Origin of the sequence: Serratia sp. BNK-23 (assembly GCF_047456145.1) — a bacterium.
In the GTDB taxonomy this organism is placed as follows: domain Bacteria; phylum Pseudomonadota; class Gammaproteobacteria; order Enterobacterales; family Enterobacteriaceae; genus Serratia; species Serratia nematodiphila.
On record NZ_CP179900.1, the window covers coordinates 3,029,967 to 3,053,184 of the forward strand.

At 59.1% G+C, this 23,218-nt stretch carries 25 protein-coding genes and 1 tRNA gene; 11 read left to right on the forward strand and 15 right to left on the reverse strand.

Annotated features, from left to right (window positions below):
* Nucleotides 1–24: 24 nt before the first annotated feature.
* Both ACMGF9_RS14435 and ACMGF9_RS14440 read right to left on the reverse strand, forming a co-directional pair.
* The gene (locus ACMGF9_RS14435; protein ID WP_015377428.1) at nucleotides 25–1,092 is read right to left on the reverse strand and encodes a rhodanese-related sulfurtransferase; all 1,068 of its coding nucleotides are present in this window, start codon (nucleotides 1,090–1,092) and stop codon (nucleotides 25–27) included.
* A gap of 118 nt (nucleotides 1,093–1,210) precedes the next feature.
* Nucleotides 1,211–1,369: a hypothetical protein gene (locus tag ACMGF9_RS14440; RefSeq protein ID WP_015377427.1), complete on the reverse strand. Its 159-nt coding sequence runs from the start codon at nucleotides 1,367–1,369 to the stop codon at nucleotides 1,211–1,213.
* A 261-nt stretch (nucleotides 1,370–1,630) separates the two neighbouring features.
* Between ACMGF9_RS14440 and ACMGF9_RS14445 the strand changes: the two genes are divergently transcribed.
* The 4 genes from ACMGF9_RS14445 to ACMGF9_RS14460 all read left to right on the forward strand — a co-directional run bounded on the left by ACMGF9_RS14445 (nucleotide 1,631) and on the right by ACMGF9_RS14460 (nucleotide 6,404).
* The gene (locus ACMGF9_RS14445; protein WP_015377426.1) at nucleotides 1,631–2,551 is read left to right on the forward strand and encodes a Kdo(2)-lipid IV(A) acyltransferase; all 921 of its coding nucleotides are present in this window, start codon (nucleotides 1,631–1,633) and stop codon (nucleotides 2,549–2,551) included.
* Between the two features lie 101 nt (nucleotides 2,552–2,652).
* Nucleotides 2,653–2,937: a YciI family protein gene (locus ACMGF9_RS14450; protein ID WP_004927842.1), complete on the forward strand. Its 285-nt coding sequence runs from the start codon at nucleotides 2,653–2,655 to the stop codon at nucleotides 2,935–2,937.
* Between the two features lie 199 nt (nucleotides 2,938–3,136).
* The gene (gene mdtG / locus ACMGF9_RS14455) at nucleotides 3,137–4,375 is read left to right on the forward strand and encodes a multidrug efflux MFS transporter MdtG (RefSeq protein WP_004927846.1); all 1,239 of its coding nucleotides are present in this window, start codon (nucleotides 3,137–3,139) and stop codon (nucleotides 4,373–4,375) included.
* 475 nt (nucleotides 4,376–4,850) lie between these two features.
* Complete coding sequence (locus tag ACMGF9_RS14460) at nucleotides 4,851–6,404, forward strand: peptide MFS transporter (RefSeq protein ID WP_099982624.1); 1,554 nt, start codon at nucleotides 4,851–4,853, stop codon at nucleotides 6,402–6,404.
* Nucleotides 6,405–6,454: 50 nt separating this feature from the next.
* Here the strand turns inward: ACMGF9_RS14460 and ACMGF9_RS14465 are convergent, their stop codons facing one another.
* Genes ACMGF9_RS14465 through ACMGF9_RS14480 form a run of 4 tightly spaced genes read right to left on the reverse strand, consistent with a single transcriptional unit; the run spans nucleotide 6,455 to nucleotide 8,016 of the window.
* Nucleotides 6,455–6,853: a VOC family protein gene (locus ACMGF9_RS14465; RefSeq protein WP_015377424.1), complete on the reverse strand. Its 399-nt coding sequence runs from the start codon at nucleotides 6,851–6,853 to the stop codon at nucleotides 6,455–6,457.
* Nucleotides 6,844–7,272 carry a YeeE/YedE family protein gene (locus ACMGF9_RS14470; RefSeq protein ID WP_176326095.1) on the reverse strand — a complete coding sequence of 143 codons (429 nt, stop codon included), beginning with the start codon at nucleotides 7,270–7,272 and terminating at the stop codon, nucleotides 6,844–6,846. The genes ACMGF9_RS14465 and ACMGF9_RS14470 overlap by 10 nt, the downstream gene beginning before the upstream one ends.
* A gap of 2 nt (nucleotides 7,273–7,274) precedes the next feature.
* Nucleotides 7,275–7,709: a YeeE/YedE family protein gene (locus ACMGF9_RS14475; protein ID WP_350981712.1), complete on the reverse strand. Its 435-nt coding sequence runs from the start codon at nucleotides 7,707–7,709 to the stop codon at nucleotides 7,275–7,277.
* Complete coding sequence (locus ACMGF9_RS14480) at nucleotides 7,699–8,016, reverse strand: ArsR/SmtB family transcription factor (RefSeq protein WP_004927863.1); 318 nt, start codon at nucleotides 8,014–8,016, stop codon at nucleotides 7,699–7,701. The genes ACMGF9_RS14475 and ACMGF9_RS14480 overlap by 11 nt, the downstream gene beginning before the upstream one ends.
* Before the next feature lie 135 nt (nucleotides 8,017–8,151).
* Between ACMGF9_RS14480 and ACMGF9_RS14485 the strand changes: the two genes are divergently transcribed.
* On the forward strand, nucleotides 8,152–8,952 hold the full coding sequence (locus ACMGF9_RS14485; protein WP_048322861.1) for an AraC family transcriptional regulator: 801 nt from the start codon (nucleotides 8,152–8,154) through the stop codon (nucleotides 8,950–8,952).
* On the opposite strand, the gene leuA is transcribed toward ACMGF9_RS14485, so the two are convergent.
* Nucleotides 8,903–10,591: a 2-isopropylmalate synthase gene (leuA, locus tag ACMGF9_RS14490; protein WP_015377420.1), complete on the reverse strand. Its 1,689-nt coding sequence runs from the start codon at nucleotides 10,589–10,591 to the stop codon at nucleotides 8,903–8,905. The genes ACMGF9_RS14485 and leuA overlap by 50 nt on opposite strands.
* Before the next feature lie 209 nt (nucleotides 10,592–10,800).
* Here leuA and ACMGF9_RS14495 point away from each other — a divergent pair, with 209 nt between their 5' ends.
* Entirely contained in the window at nucleotides 10,801–11,178 is a 378-nt protein-coding gene (locus ACMGF9_RS14495; RefSeq protein ID WP_015377419.1) for a MysB family protein, read from the forward strand.
* Between the two features lie 33 nt (nucleotides 11,179–11,211).
* Complete coding sequence (locus ACMGF9_RS14500) at nucleotides 11,212–11,757, forward strand: GNAT family N-acetyltransferase (RefSeq protein ID WP_049241772.1); 546 nt, start codon at nucleotides 11,212–11,214, stop codon at nucleotides 11,755–11,757.
* Nucleotides 11,758–11,763: 6 nt separating this feature from the next.
* On the opposite strand, the gene ACMGF9_RS14505 is transcribed toward ACMGF9_RS14500, so the two are convergent.
* The 3 genes from ACMGF9_RS14505 to mdoG all read right to left on the reverse strand — a co-directional run bounded on the left by ACMGF9_RS14505 (nucleotide 11,764) and on the right by mdoG (nucleotide 16,292).
* The gene (locus ACMGF9_RS14505) at nucleotides 11,764–12,009 is read right to left on the reverse strand and encodes a YceK/YidQ family lipoprotein (protein WP_015377417.1); all 246 of its coding nucleotides are present in this window, start codon (nucleotides 12,007–12,009) and stop codon (nucleotides 11,764–11,766) included.
* Nucleotides 12,010–12,172: 163 nt separating this feature from the next.
* Complete coding sequence (mdoH, locus tag ACMGF9_RS14510) at nucleotides 12,173–14,731, reverse strand: glucans biosynthesis glucosyltransferase MdoH (protein ID WP_015377416.1); 2,559 nt, start codon at nucleotides 14,729–14,731, stop codon at nucleotides 12,173–12,175.
* Entirely contained in the window at nucleotides 14,724–16,292 is a 1,569-nt protein-coding gene (gene mdoG / locus ACMGF9_RS14515; protein WP_004927882.1) for a glucans biosynthesis protein MdoG, read from the reverse strand. Before mdoG ends, mdoH begins: the two co-directional genes overlap by 8 nt.
* Nucleotides 16,293–16,551: 259 nt before the next feature.
* Between mdoG and mdoC the strand changes: the two genes are divergently transcribed.
* The 4 genes from mdoC to ACMGF9_RS14535 all read left to right on the forward strand — a co-directional run bounded on the left by mdoC (nucleotide 16,552) and on the right by ACMGF9_RS14535 (nucleotide 20,582).
* Nucleotides 16,552–17,682, forward strand: coding sequence for a glucans biosynthesis protein MdoC (mdoC, locus tag ACMGF9_RS14520; protein WP_015377415.1), 1,131 nt, complete (start codon nucleotides 16,552–16,554; stop codon nucleotides 17,680–17,682).
* A gap of 302 nt (nucleotides 17,683–17,984) precedes the next feature.
* Nucleotides 17,985–18,209 carry a hypothetical protein gene (locus ACMGF9_RS14525; protein ID WP_004927891.1) on the forward strand — a complete coding sequence of 75 codons (225 nt, stop codon included), beginning with the start codon at nucleotides 17,985–17,987 and terminating at the stop codon, nucleotides 18,207–18,209.
* 282 nt (nucleotides 18,210–18,491) lie between these two features.
* The gene (locus ACMGF9_RS14530; RefSeq protein WP_015377414.1) at nucleotides 18,492–20,213 is read left to right on the forward strand and encodes a potassium/proton antiporter; all 1,722 of its coding nucleotides are present in this window, start codon (nucleotides 18,492–18,494) and stop codon (nucleotides 20,211–20,213) included.
* 240 nt (nucleotides 20,214–20,453) lie between these two features.
* Nucleotides 20,454–20,582, forward strand: coding sequence for a hypothetical protein (locus ACMGF9_RS14535; protein ID WP_016928228.1), 129 nt, complete (start codon nucleotides 20,454–20,456; stop codon nucleotides 20,580–20,582).
* 62 nt (nucleotides 20,583–20,644) lie between these two features.
* Here ACMGF9_RS14535 and ACMGF9_RS14540 read toward each other — a convergent pair whose 3' ends face one another.
* The 5 genes from ACMGF9_RS14540 to cho all read right to left on the reverse strand — a co-directional run bounded on the left by ACMGF9_RS14540 (nucleotide 20,645) and on the right by cho (nucleotide 23,015).
* Nucleotides 20,645–20,776 (reverse strand): hypothetical protein, encoded by a 132-nt coding sequence (locus ACMGF9_RS14540; RefSeq protein WP_015377413.1) that lies wholly within the window; start codon nucleotides 20,774–20,776, stop codon nucleotides 20,645–20,647.
* A 69-nt stretch (nucleotides 20,777–20,845) separates the two neighbouring features.
* Nucleotides 20,846–21,349: a YlaC family protein gene (locus ACMGF9_RS14545; protein ID WP_015377412.1), complete on the reverse strand. Its 504-nt coding sequence runs from the start codon at nucleotides 21,347–21,349 to the stop codon at nucleotides 20,846–20,848.
* Nucleotides 21,350–21,472: 123 nt separating this feature from the next.
* The gene (locus ACMGF9_RS14550; RefSeq protein WP_021504894.1) at nucleotides 21,473–21,772 is read right to left on the reverse strand and encodes a sigma-S stabilization anti-adapter protein IraP; all 300 of its coding nucleotides are present in this window, start codon (nucleotides 21,770–21,772) and stop codon (nucleotides 21,473–21,475) included.
* A 185-nt stretch (nucleotides 21,773–21,957) separates the two neighbouring features.
* A tRNA-OTHER gene (locus ACMGF9_RS14555) sits at nucleotides 21,958–22,054 on the reverse strand.
* Nucleotides 22,055–22,166: 112 nt separating this feature from the next.
* Nucleotides 22,167–23,015, reverse strand: a complete 849-nt coding sequence (gene cho, locus ACMGF9_RS14560) for an excinuclease Cho (protein WP_015377410.1) — start codon at nucleotides 23,013–23,015, stop codon at nucleotides 22,167–22,169.
* Nucleotides 23,016–23,218: the final 203 nt, after the last annotated feature.

Genomic DNA, 23,218 nt, shown 5'->3' on the forward strand with positions numbered 1-23,218 from the left:
GCCGGGCTTCTCATTTCCTCAGGCTCAGCGGGCTGGGCCTTCTTCTTCCGGTGCCGGAATGTGCATCGTGGTCTGCAGCAAGCCTTTCGACTTATTGAAGATCTTGACGCCATTTTCACGGCCGGCACGGCGCGCGCGCTGCTCTTCGCGCGGCAGCTTCAGCTCTTCGCGGCAAATCTCGCTGCAGCATCCTTCAAACTTGGCGGCGCAGCTCGGGCACTGAATGAACAGCAGATGGCAGCCGTCGTTCTTGCAGTTGGTATGAGTGTCGCACGGCGCTCCGCACTGGTGGCAGTTGGCGATCACATCGTCGGAGATGCGCTCGCCCATGCGCTCATCGAACACGAAGTTTTTGCCGATAAACTTCAGCGGCAACCCCTGTTCTTTCGCTTTGCGGGTGTATTCGATGATCCCGCCTTCCACGTGGTAGATGTTTTTAAAACCGTTGTGCAGCATATAGGCGCTGGCTTTTTCACAGCGAATGCCGCCGGTACAGTACATGACGATATTCTTGTCTTTGCTGTCCTGCAGCATCTCCACCGCCATCGGCAACTGATCGCGGAAGGTATCCGACGGCACCTCGATGGCGTTTTCGAAGTGGCCGACTTCGTACTCATAGTGGTTGCGCATATCGACAAATACCGTATTCGGATCGTCGATCATCTGATTGACGCGCTCGGCCTGCAGATACTCGCCGACGTTGCTCGGATCGAAACTTTCGTCATCGATGCCGTCGGCCACGATACGCTCACGCACCTTGAGGCGCAGCACCCAGAAGGATTTGCCGTCGTCTTCGAGCGCGATATTCAGGCGTACCTGATCCAGCGCCGGGTGCGAGGCGAACAGCGCGGCTTTGAACGCGTCGAAGTTATGCTGAGGCACGCTGATCTGCGCGTTGATGCCCTCTTTCGCCACGTAGATGCGGCCAAACACCTTCAGTTTTTCAAACTGAACGTACAGGCTGTCGCGAAACGCCTTGGGATCGTCGATGGAGAAGTATTTGTAAAAAGAAACTGTGGTGCGCGGCTCGGTTTCCGCCAGCATGCGCGCCTTCAGTTCCTCATTAGAAATTCGGTTATGTAACACTGGCATGGTGTACTTTCCTGTCTTTCGGGAGGTGACTGATTACCGCGCGCAGCCAGCAGGCCCACGCGCGGCGCACATCATACCCGAAAAACCACCGCCGCGCAGCCCTGGCGCAGCGCCCCGTTCAGCGCCCGCCGCCTTCGGTAAACGCGGAGGCCACCATACCGAGCGCCATCATTACGCCGGCCAGCGCCAATATCGCGTTCATCTGCAGATGTGCGCCGACGCTGCCGACCGCCGCACCCAACACCAGCAGCCCCGCACTGATCCATGATGCCAACATATTTACCCTCTAAATAATTACCGACAATAATATCGCCATTATCTTTGGCAGGAAAGATTGTGGAAAAATTCGGCATTCGATGCATATTTAACGCCCCAAAAGGGATTTTAATGCGTTGTGTTTTCCCGGATCGCCAGAAAAATGCCACAATAGTCGCAAACAAACGGCAGAAACGAACCTTGCCGCCGAGTTCACCCGGCTGCCAGACCGTGCGATGACGCTGTCATTACACTTAAACAACCGTATTCAAACAGAGAACCCATGACTCAAGTTCCTACTTTCAATCGCTCCTTATTGCACCCGCGCTACTGGCTGACCTGGGTCGGCATCGGCTTGCTGTATCTGCTGGTGTTGCTGCCTTACCCCGTCATCTACTGGCTCGGCACCTCGATTGGGCGATTTTCCATGCGCTTTCTCAAGCGGCGCGTCGCTATCGCCCAACGCAACCTCGAGCTCTGTTTTCCCGACATGCCGCAGGCCGAACGCGATGCGCTGGTGGTAAAGAATTTCGAATCGGTCGGCATGGGGCTGTTTGAAACCGGCATGGCGTGGTTCTGGCCCAACTGGCGCATCGAGCGCTGGTTCAAGGTCAGCGGCCTGGAGCATATCCAAAAAGCGCGCGACAACCAGCAGGGCGTGCTGCTGATTGGCCTGCACTTTTTGACGCTGGAGCTGGGCGCGCGCATCTTCGGCATTCACAACCCGGGCATCGGCGTTTACCGCCCGCACGACAACAAGCTGATGGACTGGCTGCAAACCTGGGGACGCATGCGTTCCAACAAGTCGATGCTGGATCGCAAGGACGTCAAAGGCATGATCCGTGCCCTGAAACAGGGCGATATCATCTGGTATGCGCCGGATCACGACTACGGCCCGCGCAGCAGCGTTTTCGTGCCGCTGTTCGCCGTGGACAAAGCCGCCACCACCACCGGCAGCTATGTGCTGGTGCGAATGGGTAAACCGGCGATCATTCCGTTCACCCCGCGTCGCCTGCCGGACGGCAAAGGGTATGAGCTGATCATGCAGCCGGCGGTGGAAAACTTCCCGCTGGATAATGAACTCGACGCCGCCGCCTTCATGAATAAAGTGGTGGAAAAAGAGATCCTGATGGCGCCGGACCAATACATGTGGCTGCATCGCCGCTTCAAGACCCGTCCGGAAGGCGAGCCTTCGCTTTACTGATAAAACCAACCCGCCGCCGGCGGGTTTTTTATTGCGTGCCTCTTGAGAATCGCCGGCGAGGGTGGGATGGTAATGCCTTTGCCGACACCCCAGGAGCCGCTATGTACATTGTCAGCCTGACCTACCATCGCCCGATCGCCGACGTCGACAGCCACCTTGACGGGCACATCGCCTGGCTTAAGAAATATTTTCAGGACGGCACCTTCGTCGCTTCCGGCCGCAAGAATCCCCGCACCGGCGGCGTGATCCTGGCCAAGGGCATTGAGCGTGCGCAGCTGGACGCCATCCTGGCCGAAGATCCGTTCAACGCCGTGGCCCACTACGAGGTCATCGACTTTAGCGCGACCACCACCGCCGCCGGTTTCGAGGCGCTGGCCGGCTTATAAAACGCTGTAAATTCCGCGCGCTAAGCGCGGAATAAGGTTTAAACGCCATTTTTAAAACTTTATTTCATTTTTCACCCTATTTCCGTCCTCTGGTTTGCCGTTGCCACGCAGGCGGCGCATACTTATCAGGCTAACTTTCACGTTTTGCCCCTTCATCATGCCGCCGGCAAAGCGCGTCACCCTTCGACAGTGGACATTTATGGCTTCGGCAGCAGAACCCGTTAACTGGAAACGCAACCTTTTCGTCGCCTGGGTCGGGTGTTTTCTCACCGGCGCCGCCTTCAGCCTGGTGATGCCGTTTCTTCCGCTGTACGTAGAGACGCTGGGCGTAACCGGCCATCAGGCGCTCAACATGTGGTCCGGCCTGCTGTTCAGCATCACCTTCCTGTTTTCCGCTATCGCCGCGCCGTTTTGGGGCGCCCTGGCCGACCGACGCGGCCGTAAACTGATGCTGCTGCGCTCCGCCCTGGGCATGGCGATCGTCATGGTGCTGATGGGCATGGCGCAAACGGTCTGGCAATTTCTCGCGCTGCGCGCGGTGCTGGGGCTGCTCGGCGGGTTCATCCCCAACGCCAACGCGCTGATCGCCACCCAGGTGCCGCGCAACCGCAGCGGCTGGGCGCTCGGCACCCTGTCAACCGGCGGCGTCGGCGGCGCGCTGGTCGGCCCGCTGATCGGCGGTTTGCTGGCCGACCTTTATGGTCTGCGCCCGGTGTTTTATATCACCGCCGCGGTGCTGTTCGTCTGTTTCGTGCTGACGCTGCTGTATGTCAAAGAGCAATTCACCCCGGTGCAAAAGCGCGACATGCTGCACGCAAAACAGGTGTTCGCCTCGCTGAAGAACCCGAAGCTGGTGCTCAGCCTGTTCGTGACCACCATGATCATCCAGATCGCCACCGGCTCGATTGCGCCGATCCTGACGCTGTATGTGCGCGATCTGGCCGGCGCCACCCATAACCTGGCGTTTATCAGCGGGCTGATTGCCTCGGTGCCCGGCGTCGCGGCCTTGATGAGCGCCCCACGGTTGGGCAAGCTGGGCGATCGCATCGGCCCGGAGCGCATTCTGGTGTTTATGCTGATCGTCTCGGTGCTGCTGCTGATCCCGATGGCGTTCGTGCAAACGCCGTGGCAGCTCGGGGTGCTGCGTTTTCTGCTGGGGGCGGCCGACGGCGCGCTGCTGCCGGCGGTACAGACGCTGTTGATTTACAACTGCACCAATCAGGTAGCCGGCCGAATCTTCAGCTACAACCAATCGTTCCGCGACGTCGGCAACGTCAGCGGTCCGCTGCTCGGCGCTGCGGTCTCCGCTGGCTACGGTTTCCGCGCGGTCTTCGCCGTCACCGCTTTAGTGGTGCTGTTCAACGCCGGTTATTCCTGGTGGTGTCTGCGGCGGCGGCCGGGCTATTTGCGGGAAGACACGCTGCAGGAAGAACAATAGCTGCATTTATCGCCAGCTTCCTCCGTTGGCCGGCTCAACGGCGCATTTCCCCCACTTTTAATAATGCCTCCTTCGGGCCGGCGAATTTCCGTCCCACCCAGAACTTTCTTATCTCAACATTTTGTTTATCAACAAAAAAATAACTTTCAGCACATAAAACCCGCTGTCAATCATATTCCTGTCACAACCAACATAAAAACCAGAAAAGGAGATGCTTGTCGACTTTTCGTCTAAAAAATGGGATACAGGTACTAGACAAAACCAACGACCAGTTATCAAATGGTTAAATAATATCACGCCAGATGTGAAGCATCGGCCAAGTGAAGAAAAGGTCAGCACGCTTTCCACGGTTTATCAGCGTTGCAGCCACGGTGTTTGTCGGGTAATCCGCATTGGGCGGATCGCCTTTATTAAATACACATACATACCACAGTACGGGCTGCAGCCTTGCAGCGCCTTTTATTGGGAAATCGTTATGCAATCCTCTGTCAATAAGTCAGAAAGCCGGACCTTCTTCGGCCATCCCTATCCGCTGGGTTCTCTGTTCTTCACCGAAATGTGGGAGCGTTTCTCGTTCTACGGCATCCGGCCGCTGCTGATCCTGTTTATGGCCGCCACCGTGTACGACGGCGGTCTGGGTCTCGCGCGCGAGAACGCGTCGGCGATCGTCGGCATCTTCGCCGGCAGCATGTACCTGGCGGCACTGCCGGGCGGCTGGCTGGCGGACAACTGGCTCGGCCAACGCAAGGCCGTCTGGTACGGTTCGATCCTGATCGCGCTCGGCCACCTGTCGATCGCCCTGTCCGCGGTGATGGGCACCAACCTGTTCTTCATCGGCCTGATGTTCATCGTGCTCGGTTCCGGCCTGTTCAAGACCTGTATCTCGGTGATGGTCGGCACGCTGTACAAAAAAGGCGATGCGCGCCGCGATGGCGGTTTCTCGCTGTTCTACATGGGCATCAACATCGGCTCGTTCATCGCTCCGCTGATCTCCGGTTGGCTGATCAAGTCACACGGTTGGCACTGGGGCTTCGGCATCGGCGGTATCGGGATGCTGGTGGCGCTGGTGATCTTCCGGGTGTTCGCCGTCCCGGCGATGAAACGCTATGACCGCGAAGTGGGCCTGGACTCCACCTGGAACAGCCCGGTAGCGAAGAAAAAAGGCGTCGGCGCCTGGTTGCTGGCGCTGGCGGTCATCCTGGTGGCCGTCATCGTGCTGATCGCTCAGGGCACCATCGTCATCAATCCGGTCGAAGTGGCCAGCATGCTGGTGTACGTGATCGCTGCGTCGGTCACCCTGTACTTCATCTATCTGTTCGCCTTTGCCGGCCTGAGCCGCAAAGAGCGCGCACGCCTGCTGGTGTGCTTCATCCTGCTGATCTCCGCTGCGTTCTTCTGGTCGGCGTTTGAGCAAAAACCGACCTCGTTCAACCTGTTCGCCAACGATTACACCAATCGCATGATTGGCGGCTTCGAGATCCCGGCGGTGTGGTTCCAGTCGATCAACGCCCTGTTCATCATCCTGCTGGCGCCGGTGTTCAGCTGGGCCTGGCCTGCGCTGGCACGCAATAACGTGCGTCCGAGCAGCATCACCAAGTTCGTGATCGGCATCCTGTGCGCCGCCGGCGGTTTCGGCCTGATGATGTTGGCCGCGCAGAATGTGCTGAGCAACGGCGGCGCCGGCGTATCGCCGATGTGGCTGGTGGGCAGTATCCTGATGCTGACGCTGGGTGAGCTGTGCCTGAGCCCGATCGGGCTGGCCACCATGACGCTGCTGGCGCCGGAGAGAATGCGCGGTCAGATGATGGGGCTGTGGTTCTGCGCCAGTGCGCTGGGCAACCTGGCGGCCGGTCTGATCGGCGGTCACGTCAAGGCCGACCAACTGGATATGCTGCCGGATCTGTTCGCCCGCTGCTCAGTCGCGTTGCTGATCTGCGCCGCCGTGCTTATCGTGCTGATCGTGCCGATTCGCCGCATGCTGGAAAATACCCAGTCCAAGAGCGCACAAAAGCCGGCGACCAGCGCCTGACGGATAAACCGTTTTATCTCGCAAACCGGCGCTCGATGCGCCGGTTTTTTTTATGCCTGCCAGGCCTGGTGTTGCAATACCACCCGGTAGCCATCAGGATCTTCAAAGGTTTGCCCCGCCCGATCCCAATAGGGGTTATAGGCGGCGACCGCCAAGAACCCCGCCGCCCGCATCCGCTCACACGCGGCTCGCCATTCGTTCTCATCCGGCAGATAAAACACCAGCAGGTGATCCTGCGTCGGCGCTTGTCCAACCTGCACCCCACGATGCTGCGTAAACTCCAGATGGTAAGCATGCTGCGGATGCCCGATCATAATGCCGTCAAAGCCCAGATGATCGACAAACTCGCCCAGCCTTTCGAACCCCAGCCCACGGCAATACAGCGCGGCAATCTCTTGCAACCGATCTGTCGGGCGCGCGATGCGCAACACCGCTTTGGCTATCGACATGTACGCCTCCGCCTCATGATAATTTCATACAGCGCCATACCCGCCAGCATCGCCAACAGGAACGGCCACACCCGCTGCATCTCCGCCCCCGCCAACACCCAGGCCGGGCCGGGGCAAATCCCCGCGATGCCCCAGCCGATGCCAAACAGCGCGCTGCCCGCCAGCAAACGGCGATCCACACGCCCGGCGGCCGGGATCTGCAGCGGCTCGCCCAACAGGCTCCGCTCGCGTCGCCGCGCCCACAGGAAGGCCGGCGTCGCCACCGCGATTGCCCCAGCCATCACCAGCGCCAACGAGGGATCCCACTGGCCGGTAACGTCGAGAAACGCCAACACCTTGGCCGGATTGGCCATGCCAGCAATAATTAACCCCAGACCGAAAATCACGCCGCTCAGCAGCGCCAACAGCGTTTTAAGCATTTTCACCCCCCCAACGTGTGGCGCATCAGCCACACGGTCATAAAGCCCAGCAGCATAAACAACGCCGTGGCGGCCAGTGAACGCGGCGCCAACCGCGCGACGCCGCACACGCCGTGCCCGCTGGTGCAACCGCTGCCCAATCGAGTGCCCAAGCCCACCAACAGCCCTGCGGCCGCCAGCCAGCCGCTGCCAACCGAGATCTCACCGGATGGCAACGCCGCAGCGGCAGCATATAGCCAGGGGGAGAGCAGCAACCCGCCAATAAATGCGGCGCGCCAGCCCCGCTCCCGGCCGCCCTCGCTCAATAAACCGCCGGTAATGCCACTGATACCGGCGATCCGGCCGTTGAACAACAGCAGCAGCGCTACCGCGCCGCCGATAATGGCCCCGCCCGCCAACGCGGAATACGGCGTGAAGTGCTGCCAGTCAATGGTCATCGCGGTTCTCCGGCTGTGGGCAATACAGTTGATACAGGGTCGCGAGCAGCGCCAGCGCTTTGGCATCGGCCACCGCATAGTAAATCTGCTTGCCGGCTCGCCGGGTGGAGACCAACCCCTCCTCGCGCAGCACGCCAAGCTGTTGGGACAGCGTCGGCTGGCGGATATCCAGCGCCTGCGCCAGTTCGCTCACCGCCATCTCGCCCTGACTGAGCCGGCACAGCAGCAGCAGCCGATCTTCGTTGCCCAGGGTACGCAGCATCGCACCGGCCTGCGCCGCCGCCTTGCGCATCGCATCAATATCCATTGCCCCTCCTTCAGTTTATAAAATTATATAATATAATTTTATAAACCATTTTGCCGTGCCGCGCCACAGACTGGTGTGAAACAGCGACGCATGGCATGCTGTCCTCCCCCTTTTGCCGCGCGGAGCCTGCTTACGATGCTGCTTTTTCACGACGTTCTGCCGCCCGATCGGCCTGTCCGGCCATTAGCCAGAGATTATCGCCACGGCGACAGCGAGCCGGACCACTACCATAACTGCGCGCAGCTGATCCATAGCCTGAGCGGCGTGGTGCAGGTCACGACCCGGCTCGGCAGCTGGGTGGTGCCGCCCGGCCGCGGCGTCTGGGTGCCGGCGAAAGTGGTGCACAGCCTGCGTATCACCGGCCAGGTGGCGGCCAGGACGTTGTTCGTCGATCCGTTGGCGCGCGCCGATCTGCCGGCCCAATGCCAGGTAGTGCAGGTTTCCCCGCTGCTGCGCGAGTTGATTATCTGTGCGATGGAGATTGCGCCCGGCTACCCCAGCGGCGGGCGCGATGAGCGCGTGATGGAACTGATTCTGGATGAGTTGCGAATGCTGCCGATCCTGCCGCTGCACCTGCCGGAACCTCGCGAAGCCTCGTTGCTCGCCCTGTGCCGCCATATCCAGGCCACGCTGGCGCAGCCCTGGACGCTGGAACAGGCTGCCGCTCATCTCAGCGTCAGCGGACGCACCCTGTCGCGACGCTTCCTGCGAGAAACCGGGCTACATTTTAGCGACTGGGTGCGACGCGCCCGTTTGCTGGCGGCATTAAACGCGCTGGCGACCGGCCGCTCGGTGTTGGAAGTGGCGCTGGATCTCGGCTATGACAGCCCCAGCGCGTTCAGCGCCATGTTCCGCAGGCTGCTGGGAGTAGCACCCAGCGACTATTTCAGCCGGACTGCGCCGACGTTGGCGCCAGATAGCGCCCGGCGACGTTGAACAGCGCCTGCAGCGAGGCGCTGGCGGAGTCGACGTCGATGCCAACGCCATAAGTCGCCTCACCTTGCGGCAGCGTACAGCGAATATAGGCCACCGCTCGGCTATCGCTCTGATGCCCCAACGTATGCTCGTGGTAATCCTCGATCGCCAGCGGCAAGCCGAAGCGCTGACGCAGTGCATCCACCGCGCTGGACAGCAGACCGTTGCCGGCCCCCTGCAGGCGCAGCGGCTCTCCCTCGCAGGCAACTCGCGCGTTGAAGCTGTAGGCCTCTACCCCATGGCTTTCCGTCTGGTAGCTTAACAGCTGCAAACGCGGCTGCTCCACCAGCCCGTAAGTATCGCGGAATAAGCGCCACAGCTGCGCGCCGCTCATTTCTTTGCCGCTATCGTCGGTCGCGCGCTGCACCACCTGGCTGAAATCAATCTGCAAACCACGCGGCAACGCCAGCCCATGATTCTGCTCCAACAGCCAGGCGGCGCCGCTTTTGCCGGACTGGCTGTTGACCCGGATCACCGCCTCATAGCTGCAACCGACATCGGCGGGATCGAGCGGCAGGTATGGCACCTGCCAGCGGCCATCTTGCCGCTGCCGCTGTGCGGCGAAACCTTTCTTGATCGCATCCTGATGCGAACCGGAGAAGGCGGTAAACACCAACTCGCCGGCATAAGGATGGCGAGGATGCACCGGCAGCTGATTGCACTGCTCCACCACCTCCACCACCTGCTTCAGGCGGCTGAAGTCGAGACCCGGCGCCACGCCCTGGGTATAGAGATTCAACGCCAGCGTGACCAGATCGACGTTGCCGGTGCGCTCTCCGTTGCCGAACAGGCAGCCTTCGACCCGATCGGCGCCGGCCAGCAAGGCCAGCTCCGCACAGGCCACGCCGGTGCCGCGATCGTTATGCGGATGAACGCTGATCGCCACATCGGCGCGGCGGCTGAAGTGACGGCAGAACCATTCGATCTGATCGGCATACACGTTGGGCGTGCTCACTTCCACCGTCGCCGGCAGGTTGATGATCATCGGCCGCTGCGGCCCCGGCTGCCAAACCTCCGCCACCGCTTCGCAGATCTCCAGCGCAAACTCTAACTCAGTAAAACAGAAGGTTTCCGGCGAATATTCGAAGCACCAGGCGGTATCGGGCTGCGCCTCGCACTGCCGGCGGATGCGCCGCGCGCCGTTCACCGCCAGCGCCACGGTCGCCGCCTTATCCTGGCGGAACACGATATCGCGAAACATCGGCGCCGTGGCGTTATACAGATGCACGATAGCCCGCGGCGCCCCCTGCAGCGCCTCGAAGGTGCGATCGATCAGATCGTCACGTGACTGCGTCAGCACCTGGATCGTGACGTCGTCCGGGATCAGCCGCTCGTCGATCAGCGCGCGTACAAAGTCAAAATCCGTTTGCGACGCCGAAGGGAACGCCACCTCAATCTCTTTGAAACCACACTGCAACAACAATTGATAGAATTCGCGCTTGCGCGCGTTATCCATCGGCTCCGCCAGCGCCTGGTTGCCGTCGCGCAGATCGCTGGAGCACCAGCGCGGCGCCTGCCGCAGCGTACGCGCAGGCCATTGGCGGTCCGGCAACGCCACCGGCGGGAAAGGTCGGTATTTGCTTGAAGGGTCGATTAACATGGGCTTCTCCTGACGCCAGAGTGAACGATCGCGTCATTATTTCCCGCCATCGCCTCCTCTTCTCCCGCTTTGCGGACAACCATCGTCGCAAAGCGGACAACAAAAAAATTTGCATCCTGCGCCAGTGAGACAACAATTAGTTTTGACGTTTCCCCCACCGCGCCGGCAGCACGCCGGACGCTTTACTCTCATTGTCAACGGAGGCGAACATGAGCCTGTATGCAACCCTGGAAGAAGCCATCGAGGCCGCACGCGAAGAGTTTCTCGACACCGCCGAAGGCGGCGGCGGTGACGAACCGCCGGTGCCCCAGCAGTTCAATCTGCAAAAGTACGTGATGCAGGATGGCGACACGATGTGGCAGGCGGAGTTCTTCGAAGAAGAAGGCGAGGCGGTGGAATGCCTGACGCTGCGCAGCGGTGCGGCGGCGCAGGCGATCTTCGACGGTGACTACGACGAGGTGGAAATCACCGCCGAGTGGATAGACGAAAACACCCTGTACGAATGGGAGGAAGGTGACTTTCAGCTCGAACCGCCGCTGGATACCGAAGAAGGCCAGGCCGCAGCCGATGAGTGGGATGAACGTTAACCCGCACCACGCTTTCATCGCCAAGGAGGCCGCATGATTATTCGCCGGGCCCGCCCTACCGACTACCCCGCCATTTTGCAGCTACAGGGGGAAAACGTGCCGGAAGCGCTCGACGAGCGCCAAAAACGGCAGGGATTTATCGTATCGCGCATGAATGAGGCGCAGCTGGCGGCGATCAACCGCGGCATCGGCATATGGGTGGCCGAACAGGAGAACCAACTGGCGGGGTTTGTTTGCCTGATGCCCGCCGACGTGCAACCGCGCCCGCCGGTGGTGGAGGCGATGCTGGTGACGCTCGCCACGCAATCCTTCGCCGGACGGCCGCTGAGTGAGCAGCGGGTGTTTCTCTACGGCCCGGTCTGCCTCGCCGCCGCCTGGCGCGGCAAAGGCGTGCTGAAGCGCCTCTACGCCGCGGTCAAAGCGCATACCTGCCATGACTATGACGTAGGCGCGTTGTTTATCGACGACGACAATCCGCATTCGTTGGCCGCTCACGTGCAAGGGTTGGGGATGACGGCGCTGGCGCCTTTCCATTGCGGGCAGCAAAGCTATCAGCTGGTGGTGTTCGCCACCCGCTAAACGAAATTACTCGTAGGGGCCATGCTGCGCATCAAACGGCAGCATAAAGGTGTCCACCACCATCGACAGCGGGACGTCTATCACCGTGACGTAGCGCCAGGGCGTGTCACGCAGATCCCACTGCACGCCGGGATAGTACTGGTGGCCATGCCCCGCACCGGGCACGGTGCGGCTGATAATGCTGCCGCAGCCGGTGAGTGCCATCACACCGGCCGCCACGCAGGCCAGCCGAAGATAGGAAGAGAGCTTCACGACATTGACTCTGAGCAAGGGGTTGTTTCGCGAGTGAACAACGCATCGGCCGCAGTCTATCACAGTTCTCTTTCTCCACCGGCACCGGCGCACGTAAGCGAAAGGTAAAAAAAACGGGGAATGCGCCATGCGCATTCCCCGTCTGAGCGTTGCCGATTAGCAATTAACGCCGGCCCGTAGGGTGCGCCAGCGGGTTGTGCGGCAACTGCTGATAATGCTCACGCCAGGCGGCGCCTTCCGGCAACAGCCAGACGCGTTGATGCAAACGAGCCAGCGTGACCGGATCACTCAGCAGCTCCAGACGTTTGCCCTTCACCAGCTTCTCAGGCCCCAACTGCAGCGCTTCGTTCACCCGCTCCTCACGATTGCGATCGAGCGTCGCGCGCAGATGGTGACGCGCCGTCGCCAACGCCGTCGCCAGCGCGTTGAAGGATGGATTGACCACCGCATGCATAAAGCCGTTGGTCAGCGCGCGGTTGCGGTTGAGATGCAGATATTCTTCCGTCGCCAACAGCTCACGCGGCGGATTGTACTCTTCCGGGATCAGGAACAGCTTGGCGCGTTTGCTTTTCATGCCCAGCGTTGCGCGGCTCGACAACACAGACACAAACGGCGACAGGATCAGCGAGAACACGATCGGCGCCAACCACCACAGGAAGCGCAGATCCAGCCACGCCATGCCGCCGGCCCACACCAGGCCCAGCAACATCTGCGAGCCATGGCGGCGGAACGCTTCGCCCCACGGCGTGTCGTCGTCGTCACGCTGCGGCGAATTCCACACCACTTCCCAACCAAGGAAGGCGCTCACCACGAACACGGTATGGAACAGCATGCGCACCGGCGCCAGCAGCACCGAGAACAGCATTTCCATCAGCATCGAAATGAACAGACGGAACGCCCCGCCGTATTCTTTCGCGCCCTTGGCCCAGATCAGCACAATACTGAGCAACTTCGGCAGGAACAGCAGCACCAGCGTGGTGGAGAACAGCGCTATCGCCAGCTCGGGCCGCCACTGCGGCCAGACCGGGAACAGCTGCCGTGGCTGCAGGAAGTATTGCGGCTCCATCAGCGTATGCACCACCTGCAATGCGGTGGAGAGCGCCAGGAACATAAACCACAGCGGCGCCGACAGGTAGGACATGACACCGGTAAGGAACACCGCGCGGTGCACCGGGTGCATGCCTTTCACCAGGAACAGGCGGAAGTTCATCAGGTTGCCGTGACACCAGCGACGGTCGCGCTTCAGCTCGTCCAGCAGGTTTGGCGGCAGCTCTTCATAACTGCCCGGCAGATCGTAAGCGATCCACACGCCCCAGCCGGCGCGGCGCATCAGCGCCGCTTCAACGAAGTCGTGCGACAGGATAGACCCGGCGAAAGAGCCCTCGCCCGGCAGCGGCGCCAGCGCACAGTGCTCGATAAACGGCTTCACGCGGATGATGGCGTTGTGCCCCCAGTAGTGCGACTCGCCCAGCTGCCAGAAATGCAGGCCAGCGGTGAACAACGGCCCGTAAACGCGGGTGGCGAACTGCTGCACGCGCGCATACAGGGTATCCATGCCGGACGCCTTCGGCGCCGACTGGATGATGCCGGCGTTCGGGTTGGCTTCCATCAGGCGCACCAGCCCGGTGAGGCATTCGCCGCTCATCACGCTGTCGGCATCCAGGATCACCATGTAGCTGTACTCACCGCCCCAGCGGCGGCAGAAGTCGTCGATGTTGCCACTCTTGCGTTTGACGCGGCGGCGGCGGCGGCGATAGAAGATGCGGCCGTGGCCATCGACATCGCGGCACAGCTCCATCCACGCTTTTTGCTCGGCCACGCAGATGTCCGGATCGTAGCTGTCGCTCAGCACGTAGATATCGAAGTGTTCCAGCTGACCGGTCGCGGCGACGGACTCATAGGTCGCACGCAGGCCGGCGAACACGCGTTCGACGTCTTCGTTGCAGATCGGCATGATCAGCGCAGTGCGGTGCGCCGGGTTGATCGGCTCATCGCCCTTGATGGTGGAGGAAATGCTGTATTTGTCCTTGCCGATCAGCAGTTGCAGGAAGCCCATCAGCGCGGTCCAGAAACCGGCCGAGACCCAGCAGAACAGTACGGCGAACAGGATCAGAATGCCGGTTTGCAGCACATACGGCAGCAGCTGCAACACCGACTGCATCAGATCCTGATCCAGCATGGCGATAGGATCGATCAGCGCCCAGCCCTGATAAGGCAAGATGGTTTTCATGTACCAGGTGGCGATGCCGGTTTGCACCAGCATCAGCACCAGCAGCACATAGCGGCGCATGGAGCCGACGGTACGCCAGCGGTTCTCGGCCTCGGCCTCCTCTTTGGTGGCGTGCCGATTGTGCGGCGACCGCCCCAGCAGAGAATCCCAGAAGCGCGCCACCGGGTTGGTGCGCCAGGCTTCCGGGAACATGGTGGTGCGTTTGATCGGCGGCGTCGCCTTCAGAATGGCGCGCCCTTCGGCGTCGGTATCGAAGTCGTCATCGCTGACCGCATCCGGCCAGGCGTTTTCGATACGCGGTTTGACCGAGGCCAGCGCCACGTCATCCGCCGACAGGCTATTAACGTTGGCGTCGGCGGCGCCCATCTGCCGATGGAGCGCCTCCAGTGCCTGAGCGCCATCCGCCGTTTGAGGGTTGAGCGCCTCCGACCGCTCGGCGGTCAGAGGCAGCGCCGCAAGATAATCCTGGGCGGGTTGAGTAGGCTTATTCATTGGCAGGTAGCTGATAGCTCCAGGTTTCCGACAGAGTCTTATCGCCATTGACCAGCGCCGCACGCATTTCTACCGGCTTCTTGTCGTCTTTCACTTTCAGACGCACCGTCAGGCGCCAGCCTTTGGTCACTGGGTTATAGCGGACGTTGTTTTCTACCATCTCACCGTTGTCGCCGATGCTAATCTGAGAGGCGACCGGGGTATTGGCGTCCAGCCCTTTCAGCACCGGGCCAACGAAGTCGACCAGGAAGGCCACGCTGCCGTCTGGCTCGCGGATCAGGTTGGACTGCTTCACGTCGCCGGTCGAACGCATGGTACGGGCCACATAGGCGATATCTTGCGAATGCAGTTTGTCTTCATCGCGGGTGAAGTTCAAACGGTAGCTCAGCGTCAGCGGCTTTTTGGCTTCCGGCAAGGTATCCGGCGTCCAGAACGCGACGATGTTGTCGTTGGTTTCATCCGCCGTCGGGATCTCCACCAGTTCGACCTTGCCTTTGCCCCAGTCGCCCTTCGGTTCGATCCAGGCGCTCGGGCGCAGATCGTAGCGATCGTCCAGATCTTCGTAATCCTTGAAGTTGCGGCCGCGCTGCAGCAGACCGAAGCCTTTCGGATTCTCGACGGTATAGGTGCTGACGGACAGGTGTTTAGGATTGTTCAGCGGACGCCAGATCCACTCGCCGTTGCCGGCGTGGATAGACAGACCGTTGGAATCGTGCAACGCCGGGCGGTAGTTCAGCGTCGGCGACGGCTGGTTCGGCCCGAACAGGTACATGCTGGTCAGCGGCGCCAGGCCCAGTTTGCCCACCTTGTCGCGCAGGAACACTTTAGACTCGACGTCCACGGTGGTGTCGCGGCCCGGGATCACCGTGAAACGGTAAGCGCCGGTGGCGCGCGGGGAATCCAGCAACGCATAAATCACCAGGTGCTTGTCGCCCTGCTTCGGACGCTCAACCCAGAATTCGCGGAAACGCGGGAACTCTTCGCCGGACGGCAAAGCGGTGTCGATAGCCAGGCCGCGAGCGGAAAGCCCGTAAACCTGTCCTTTACCCACCACGCGGAAATAGCTCGCGCCCAGCAGGCTCATGATCTCATCGTTTTTGTCGGCGCTGTTGATCGGATAAAGCACCTTAAAACCGGCAAAGCCGAGGTTTTTCACCGATTCAGGGTCGTGTTTGACCGAACCGAAGTTGAAGTAATCCGGGCTGTACTTGATCTGTTTTACGCTGGTGGAGGTGACTTCGTTGATTTTCACCGGCGTATCGAAGTACATCCCCTGATGATAAAACTCAAGCTTGAAAGGGGTTTTCAGCTTGCTCCAATAGGCTTTATCGTGATTGAACTGAATTTGCTGATAGTCTGCGAACTTCATCTCGCGGAACTGAGAAGGAAGGTTGCTCTTCGGGGCTTCGAAACCTTTCGCCGCCAGATCCTGCGCCTGCTTGGCGACATCATCAATAGAAAAGGCCCAAGCCGGCGAACTGAACAGCGTGAACAATACGGTCGCACCTAACCAACGAACGCTCGCGGCGCGTGGTTGTCCGGATAATATATTAACTAGCACATCCCCCCCTATTCGTGTGCTCAAAGCATTTAAATCCATATTAATGGATTACTCAGCTTTCCGACAACATGATAAATGGATGGTTCATGTTTACGGCTCATTGTTTAAGCAGCTGATGGAACACCAGCGTAGCAAGCCGCGCAACAAGACGCTATGGAAAAATGCGGGGGGCTATAGTAGGGTTCCGGATAACAATTTAACGTTTGACGACTTATTAAGCGTGTTAATGAACTCTCGATTAAATCACCAGCGGTAATCTATGACTAAAGGCAGCAAACAGCGCGAGTTTTTCCTCGACTCCATCAGAGCCTATTTGATGTTGCTCGGCATCCCGTTTCACCTCTCCCTGATTTATTCCAGCCACGCCTGGGCGGTGAACAGCGCGTCGCCCTCCTTTTCGCTCACGGTGCTGAACGACTTCATCCACGCCTTCCGCATGCAGGTGTTCTTCGTGATATCCGGCTACTTCTCCTACATGCTTTACGAGCGCTACGAGCGCCACCAGTGGCTGAAGGTCAGGCTGGAGCGGGTGGCGATCCCGCTGTTGAGCTCCATCCCGCTGATCACGGTGCCGCAGTTTTTCATGCTGAAATATTTCACCGACAAATTAAACGGCTGGGATGAATTTTCTCTCTATCAGAAAATAAATGTAACAGTTTGGGAATTGGTTTCTCATCTGTGGTTCTTATTGACGCTGTCATTGTTAACCTGCGCCTGTTTTTATCTGTTCCGTAAAATCAAGCGTCAAACCCGTGAATATATTCCAACGCTAATAAACAGAATGCGTGGATTAGGAAACATCTCACTGTATTTCTTTATTTATGCGGTATGCTATTCGGCCGCGCACCGCATTATTTTAATTTTCGCCCCGCAGCTATTATCCAACGGCCTGTTCAATTTCGTGGTGATGGAGACGATGTTCTACTTGCCGTTCTTCCTCCTCGGCGCCTATGCGTTTAAGTATGTGTGGCTTAAGGAGATTTTTCTGCGCCGTTCGCCGCTGGCGCTGCTCGGTTCGCTGCTGCTGTTTATCGCATATATGCTGAACCAAAAGCTGTTGGCGCACAGCAGCTATATGTTCGAGCTGGAAGTGGTGATCAAAACCCTAATGGGGATCCTGATGACCAACGTCGTGTTCTCTTTCGGGCATAACCTGCTGAATTATCACTCGCCGCGCATCACCTATCTGGTCAACGCCTCGCTGTTTATATATCTGGTGCACCATCCGTTGACCCTGATATATGGCGCTTTCGTGACGCCGTATATCGGCAACAACCTGTTGGGATTCTTGCTGGGCCTGCTGTTTGTGTTCTCTCTGGCCTTCGCGCTATATGAACTGCACAAGCGCATTCCGGTGCTGCGCTTCCTGTTCTCCGGCAAACCGCAATAACCTTTCCCCTGTAAACCCGACCGTTTGCAGGGGGCTTCTGTCATATTGCCGCCGCGTAAAAAGCCTATACTGGTGGTTTGCATACAGAGCACACATTGCTCAGCCTGGCGTCGACCGTTAAGGCAAAGTGATACGGCTGCATAGATAACCTAGCCGTTATAACTGCAATGCATAAGTAGAAATCCGGATCCCTGCCTTACGGTAGTGATTGGGCTCAACACCCCCGAAGGGCTGCGCGATCGTTTAATTTATTCGGTGGCGTTAGCTGCATCTCCCTTCCGTCACGACAGAGAGGATTTTGAATGACCGATAAGAACACCCCAGCTCAAGAAGCCATAGCGGAAAACGCCACCCTGCTGAAGATCCTCGGCAGGTTGCTGTCCGCGCTGGACGCTTCGATCAGCGGCAAAGAACGCAGCGTTTTGGTCGCTGAGCTTTCCAACTTCAATCTCGACGGCATTTCCGAAGCGGAAAGCAAGCTGGCCACCGAGCTGATCAAACGGGCGCTGGAATCGCTCGATCATTAATCCTACCGCGCCTGCAAACCATTAAGCCTGCCGGCGCGGGCTTAATGGTTTTTCCCTCAGCCACGATCGGGCATTGTTGCCAAAGCAGAAATACAGCAGCCTGATAATGTTGGATAAAAGACAGCATTCTCCCTCTTCCCCTCACTTTATTCGGTTAATCGCACCAAAGGGCAATAATTGATCGGTTGTTTTCGCAATCAGCCTTGGCGTTTTACCCACTAAACACGTTATCATCGACACCAGCGCAGTGCCCCTATCCCCCAGCCTCAGGAGAGCGATATTTTGGATGCCAGCACCATTAACAGTTTGTTCGTCATCGGTGCCGTGCTGGTGGGGGCAAGCATTCTGCTCAGCTCATTTTCTTCCCGGCTCGGCATTCCGATCCTGGTGATCTTCCTGGCGATCGGCATGCTGGCCGGCGTCGATGGCCCCGGCGGCATCGTCTTCAGCAATTACCCGGTCGCTTATCTGGTCAGCAACCTCGCGTTGGCGGTGATCCTGCTCGACGGCGGCATGCGTACCCGGGTCAGCTCTTTCCGCGTCGCCCTGTGGCCGGCACTCTCTCTCGCCACCGTCGGCGTAGTGATCACCGCCGGCCTGACCGGCATGGCCGCCGCCTGGCTGTTCAATCTCGATCTGCTTCAGGGGCTGCTGATCGGCGCCATCATCGGTTCCACCGACGCCGCCGCGGTCTTCTCCCTTTTGGGGGGCAAAGGTTTGAACGAACGCGTCAGCGCCACGCTGGAGATCGAATCCGGCAGCAACGATCCGATGGCGGTGTTTCTCACCATCACGCTGATTGCGATGATCGCCGCCGGGGAAACCGCACTGAGCTGGACCTTCCCGCTGCATCTGATGCAGCAGTTCGGCATGGGCATCGTCTTCGGTCTGGGCGGCGGCTGGCTGCTGCTGACGCTGATCAACCACATCAAACTGGCGGACGGCCTCTATCCGCTGCTGGCGGTAAGCGGCGGCATTCTTATTTTCGCGCTGACCACCGCGCTGGACGGCAGCGGCATTCTGGCGGTTTATCTGTGCGGCCTGCTGCTGGGCAACCGGCCGATCCGCAACCGTCACGGCATCGTACAAACCTTCGATGGCCTCGCCTGGCTCAGCCAGATCGGCATGTTCCTGGTGCTCGGGCTGCTGCTTAACCCGCACGAGCTGCTGCCGATCGCCATCCCTGCCCTGCTGCTGTCGCTGTGGATGATCCTGTTCGCCCGCCCGCTGTCGGTGTTTATCGGCCTGCTGCCGTTCCGCAGCTTTACCCTGCGCGAGCGCGGCTTTATTTCCTGGGTCGGCCTGCGCGGCGCGGTGCCGGTGATCCTGGCGGTGTTCCCGATGATGGCCGGGCTGCCCAACGCCCAGCTGTTCTTCAACGTGGCGTTCTTCGTGGTGCTGGTCTCCCTGCTGCTGCAGGGCACCACGCTGTCGTTTGCCGCCAAAAAAGCCAAGGTGATCGTGCCGCCGGCGCTGACGCCGATCTCCCGCGTTGGGCTGGACGTGCACCCGGAAAACCAGTGGGAACAGTTCGTGTATCAGCTTTCGGCGGAAAACTGGTGCGTCGGCGCGGCGCTGCGTGAGCTGAAAATGCCGCCCAATACCCGCATCGCCGCCCTGTTCCGTGGCAAAGAGCTGCTCCATCCTAGCGGCAGTACCCGGCTGCGGGAGAACGATATTCTGTGCGTCATCGGCCATGAGCACGATCTGCCGATCCTCGGCAAGCTGTTCAGCCAGGCGCCGGCCGTGACGCTCGACGAACGCTTCTTCGGCGACTTTATCCTGCAATCCGACGCCCGTTTAAGCGACATCTCGCAGGTTTATGGTCTCAATCTGCAAGACGACGTGGACGAGCAGCAGACGCTGGGGCAGTTCGTCATTCAGCTGATCGGCGGTGAACCGGTGATCGGCGACCAGGTGGAATGGGACGGTCTGACCTGGACCATCGCCGAAATGGACGGCAATCAAGTCAGCAAGATAGGCGTGCGGATCGTGACCGACTAACGCTGCCGCTCAGGCGCCGGCCTATCAGATGAGGGAACTTCTGGCCTTAAGAACGCTCTTAATCTCTATCACGATGTATGCAGTACGGCGCTGCCAAATTATATCCCTTTGATATAACGGCGCCGATAGGGATTAGGGAAGTGAACGGCAAGACTCGATTTCTTTCGGTGATAGTGATCATGGCGCTGGGCGTAGCGGCGCTCGATCTCGGCATCGCCGGTTTGGTCCATAGACTTTTAATTGGATAATTTCAACGTGACGCAGCAGGAACAAGAAAAAGACATTCTGGGGAAAATACTGGTGACGGTGTCCGCGCTTTGCCTGATTCTGGTGGCGGCGTTCCTGATCTGGGGATTCGTGCTGGATTGACGCCGCGCGACGCTCAGACATAAAAAAAACCGCCGCGGCGGTTTTTTTTATGGGGCAGGCAATCAGATCTTGCAACCTTCGCAGTCCGCTTCGTCTTCGAGGAACTCGGGGACCTCTTTTACCTTCTGCGCCGCTTTTTCTTCGGCTTTCGCCAGTTCGGCATCGATATCAAAATCGAAAATATCATCACTCATCGCTTGGTCCTCATTCTGCTTCGCGTTCAAACGCTGAGTATAATCGACAAGCCGCCGGCCGGAAACCTTTCAGTTCGCCGCCGCCAGCTGAGACGGTTCATCCTGCGGCTTTTTTCCGTAGGCCATGTCGTACACGTCGTAGAAATCGATTTCGCCCTTGTTGCCGATGATGATTCGCATCTTCTGTTTCAGCGCGGCGCCGATGGACGGCTCATCCAGCAGCTGCTGCACCGCATAAGGCGACAGCGCGCGGGTGAAGTACCATTCGCCGTTGTAGCAAACCCGCAAATCCAGCACCCCGATGTCCTCGAAACGATACACCGGCCGGATCTCGATCAGCAGCATGGCGAACATGAACAGCACGAAAGCGGTGAAGCCCAGGAAGGCATACATCCCCATATACGGCACCTGATACATCACGGCGATCACCGCGAAGTAACCGGCGAACATGGCAAGGCACAAATAGCGGTGAGTGCGGGCGAATTCGCTGTTGAAACGCGGCTTGCCGTCGCGCCCCTCGCGCCGATTGATCTGTTCAATCTCTTTAACCAAGATGCTTTTAATCGCGTCCATCGTTACAACCTTATGCTGGAAACAGCATTGCCATCAAATCTCACCGCTAAAAGTAACACAAGTACAGTTTTGCCGGGTAGATCAGTTAGCCAACTTAATGGCGGCAACTGTTATAGTTCGGCTTCAGCGCGGCTGAGCGGCTTTGCCTTGCGCAAACATGAACATGCGCTGGGCGACGTCGTCGGCCTGTTTGATTTTTTGCTTTTGCGGTTCGTTGCTGCGTTGAATGGCGCGGGCGTAGGCGATTTCATGGGCCTGATCGATCATGGCGATGATCCGGTCACGTTCGACCTTCTCCATATTGCCCAACATGGTGGTGATAATCGCCTGATAAGCGTTGGATGCGGCGGTCAGCGCTTTCTCTCTCGCCTCAAGGGCGGCGACGCGTTGCAAGAGCTCCTGCAGTTGCTCGGAGTGAGACATATCGACCTCCTGTTGCCGGGCAGCAAGCCTGCCTGATTACAGTTTAGCAAAGGATCGAAAGAGAAAGAGGAAGGAAAGCCAGCGGTTACGGTAAAGCACACCCGAAAATCCCAACGAGGAGCCGATAGTGCAAATCAACCCGGGTGCGCTTTACGATAAGCGCGGTGAGATGAAGGAAAGAAAGCTGGCGCGCTATGCAGGACTCGAACCCGCGTCTATCAATTTTCAAGCCAAAACAAGCCATTATAAAACCAATCACTCTGCCAACTGAGTTAATAGCGCGTTCCTTCGCTTCGGGGTGCCATTATCCATAACAACATTATGGACTCAAGCTTTTTTAGCATAATGCCCTGAATTTACAGATAAGTCTTAGGTTATCGATAGCGTTATGGCATTACGGCAGCGCAATAATCCGATAATCGCCGGCCATGAGCGGCTTGCACAGAATCTTGTAGCCATCGCTGTCAAAGTGGCTGGCCGCGCTCTGCAGCAACTTCGCCTGCGCCAGATTGCCGACCGAGCCCAGATAAAACCAATTGTGGATCACATGGTACTGACGCAGCGTCTCGCCCTGCTCCTCCAGCGCCACGCGTCCGGCGAACGGCCAACAGGCGATGCGCAACTGTTCAAGCGCCGCGCTAAGCCGCAGAGCATGTTCCTGCGCCGACTCCACGCCACAGCAGGCGCCGGCGCACTTGCGCAGGCTGTAACGGAAACAGGCTCGCCCGGCGGGCAGCTTGTCGATCCCCAGCTTGCCGTAACATAAACGATGCTCGTCGGCGATGGCGCGCAGCTTTTCCAGCGCGGCGTGGCGATTGGCAAACAGCCCGTAGAGATCGGGCGTGACGGCGAAGTCGATCTCTTTGGCGTGAGCAATCGTCACCGCATCTGCCTGCAAGCGCAGCGCGCAAAGCTGTTTCGAGCGCCGCAGACGTTTGTTGAACAGCGGCTGTTGTTGTTTGATCAACTGCGCCTCCAGCAGCAATGCGCCCAACTCACCGGCGGTCTCGATAAAGCTGATGCGTCGAGTTTGGCGCAGCATTTTAGCCTCGTCCTGCGCGCGGAAGTGCGCCATCACCCGGCTGCGTATATTGACGCTTTTACCGATGTAAAGCGGCAGGCTCTCGCTTTGACCGTGAAACACATACACGCCCGGCCCTTTAGGCAACGGCGCCAGGCAGGCGCGCAGGTGCTCCGGGTATTGATAAATGTCGAGTTCCGGCTCGAGGCGGTTTGGCATCATGGCGGTGGCATTATCCTGCTGATGAATGAATACTGGTTTTTTAGCCAGTATAACGCGCCCTGCAGCCGGTTGCACACCCGGCGGATAATAACTCACCGTGATCTTTAACGGGAAAGCCTTTACTATCCCCTTTCCAGCGGGAAAGCGCCTCACGTTTAGCGCCAGTTCAAGCTGGCGCTGCCATGATGGCAGACTGGAACCGC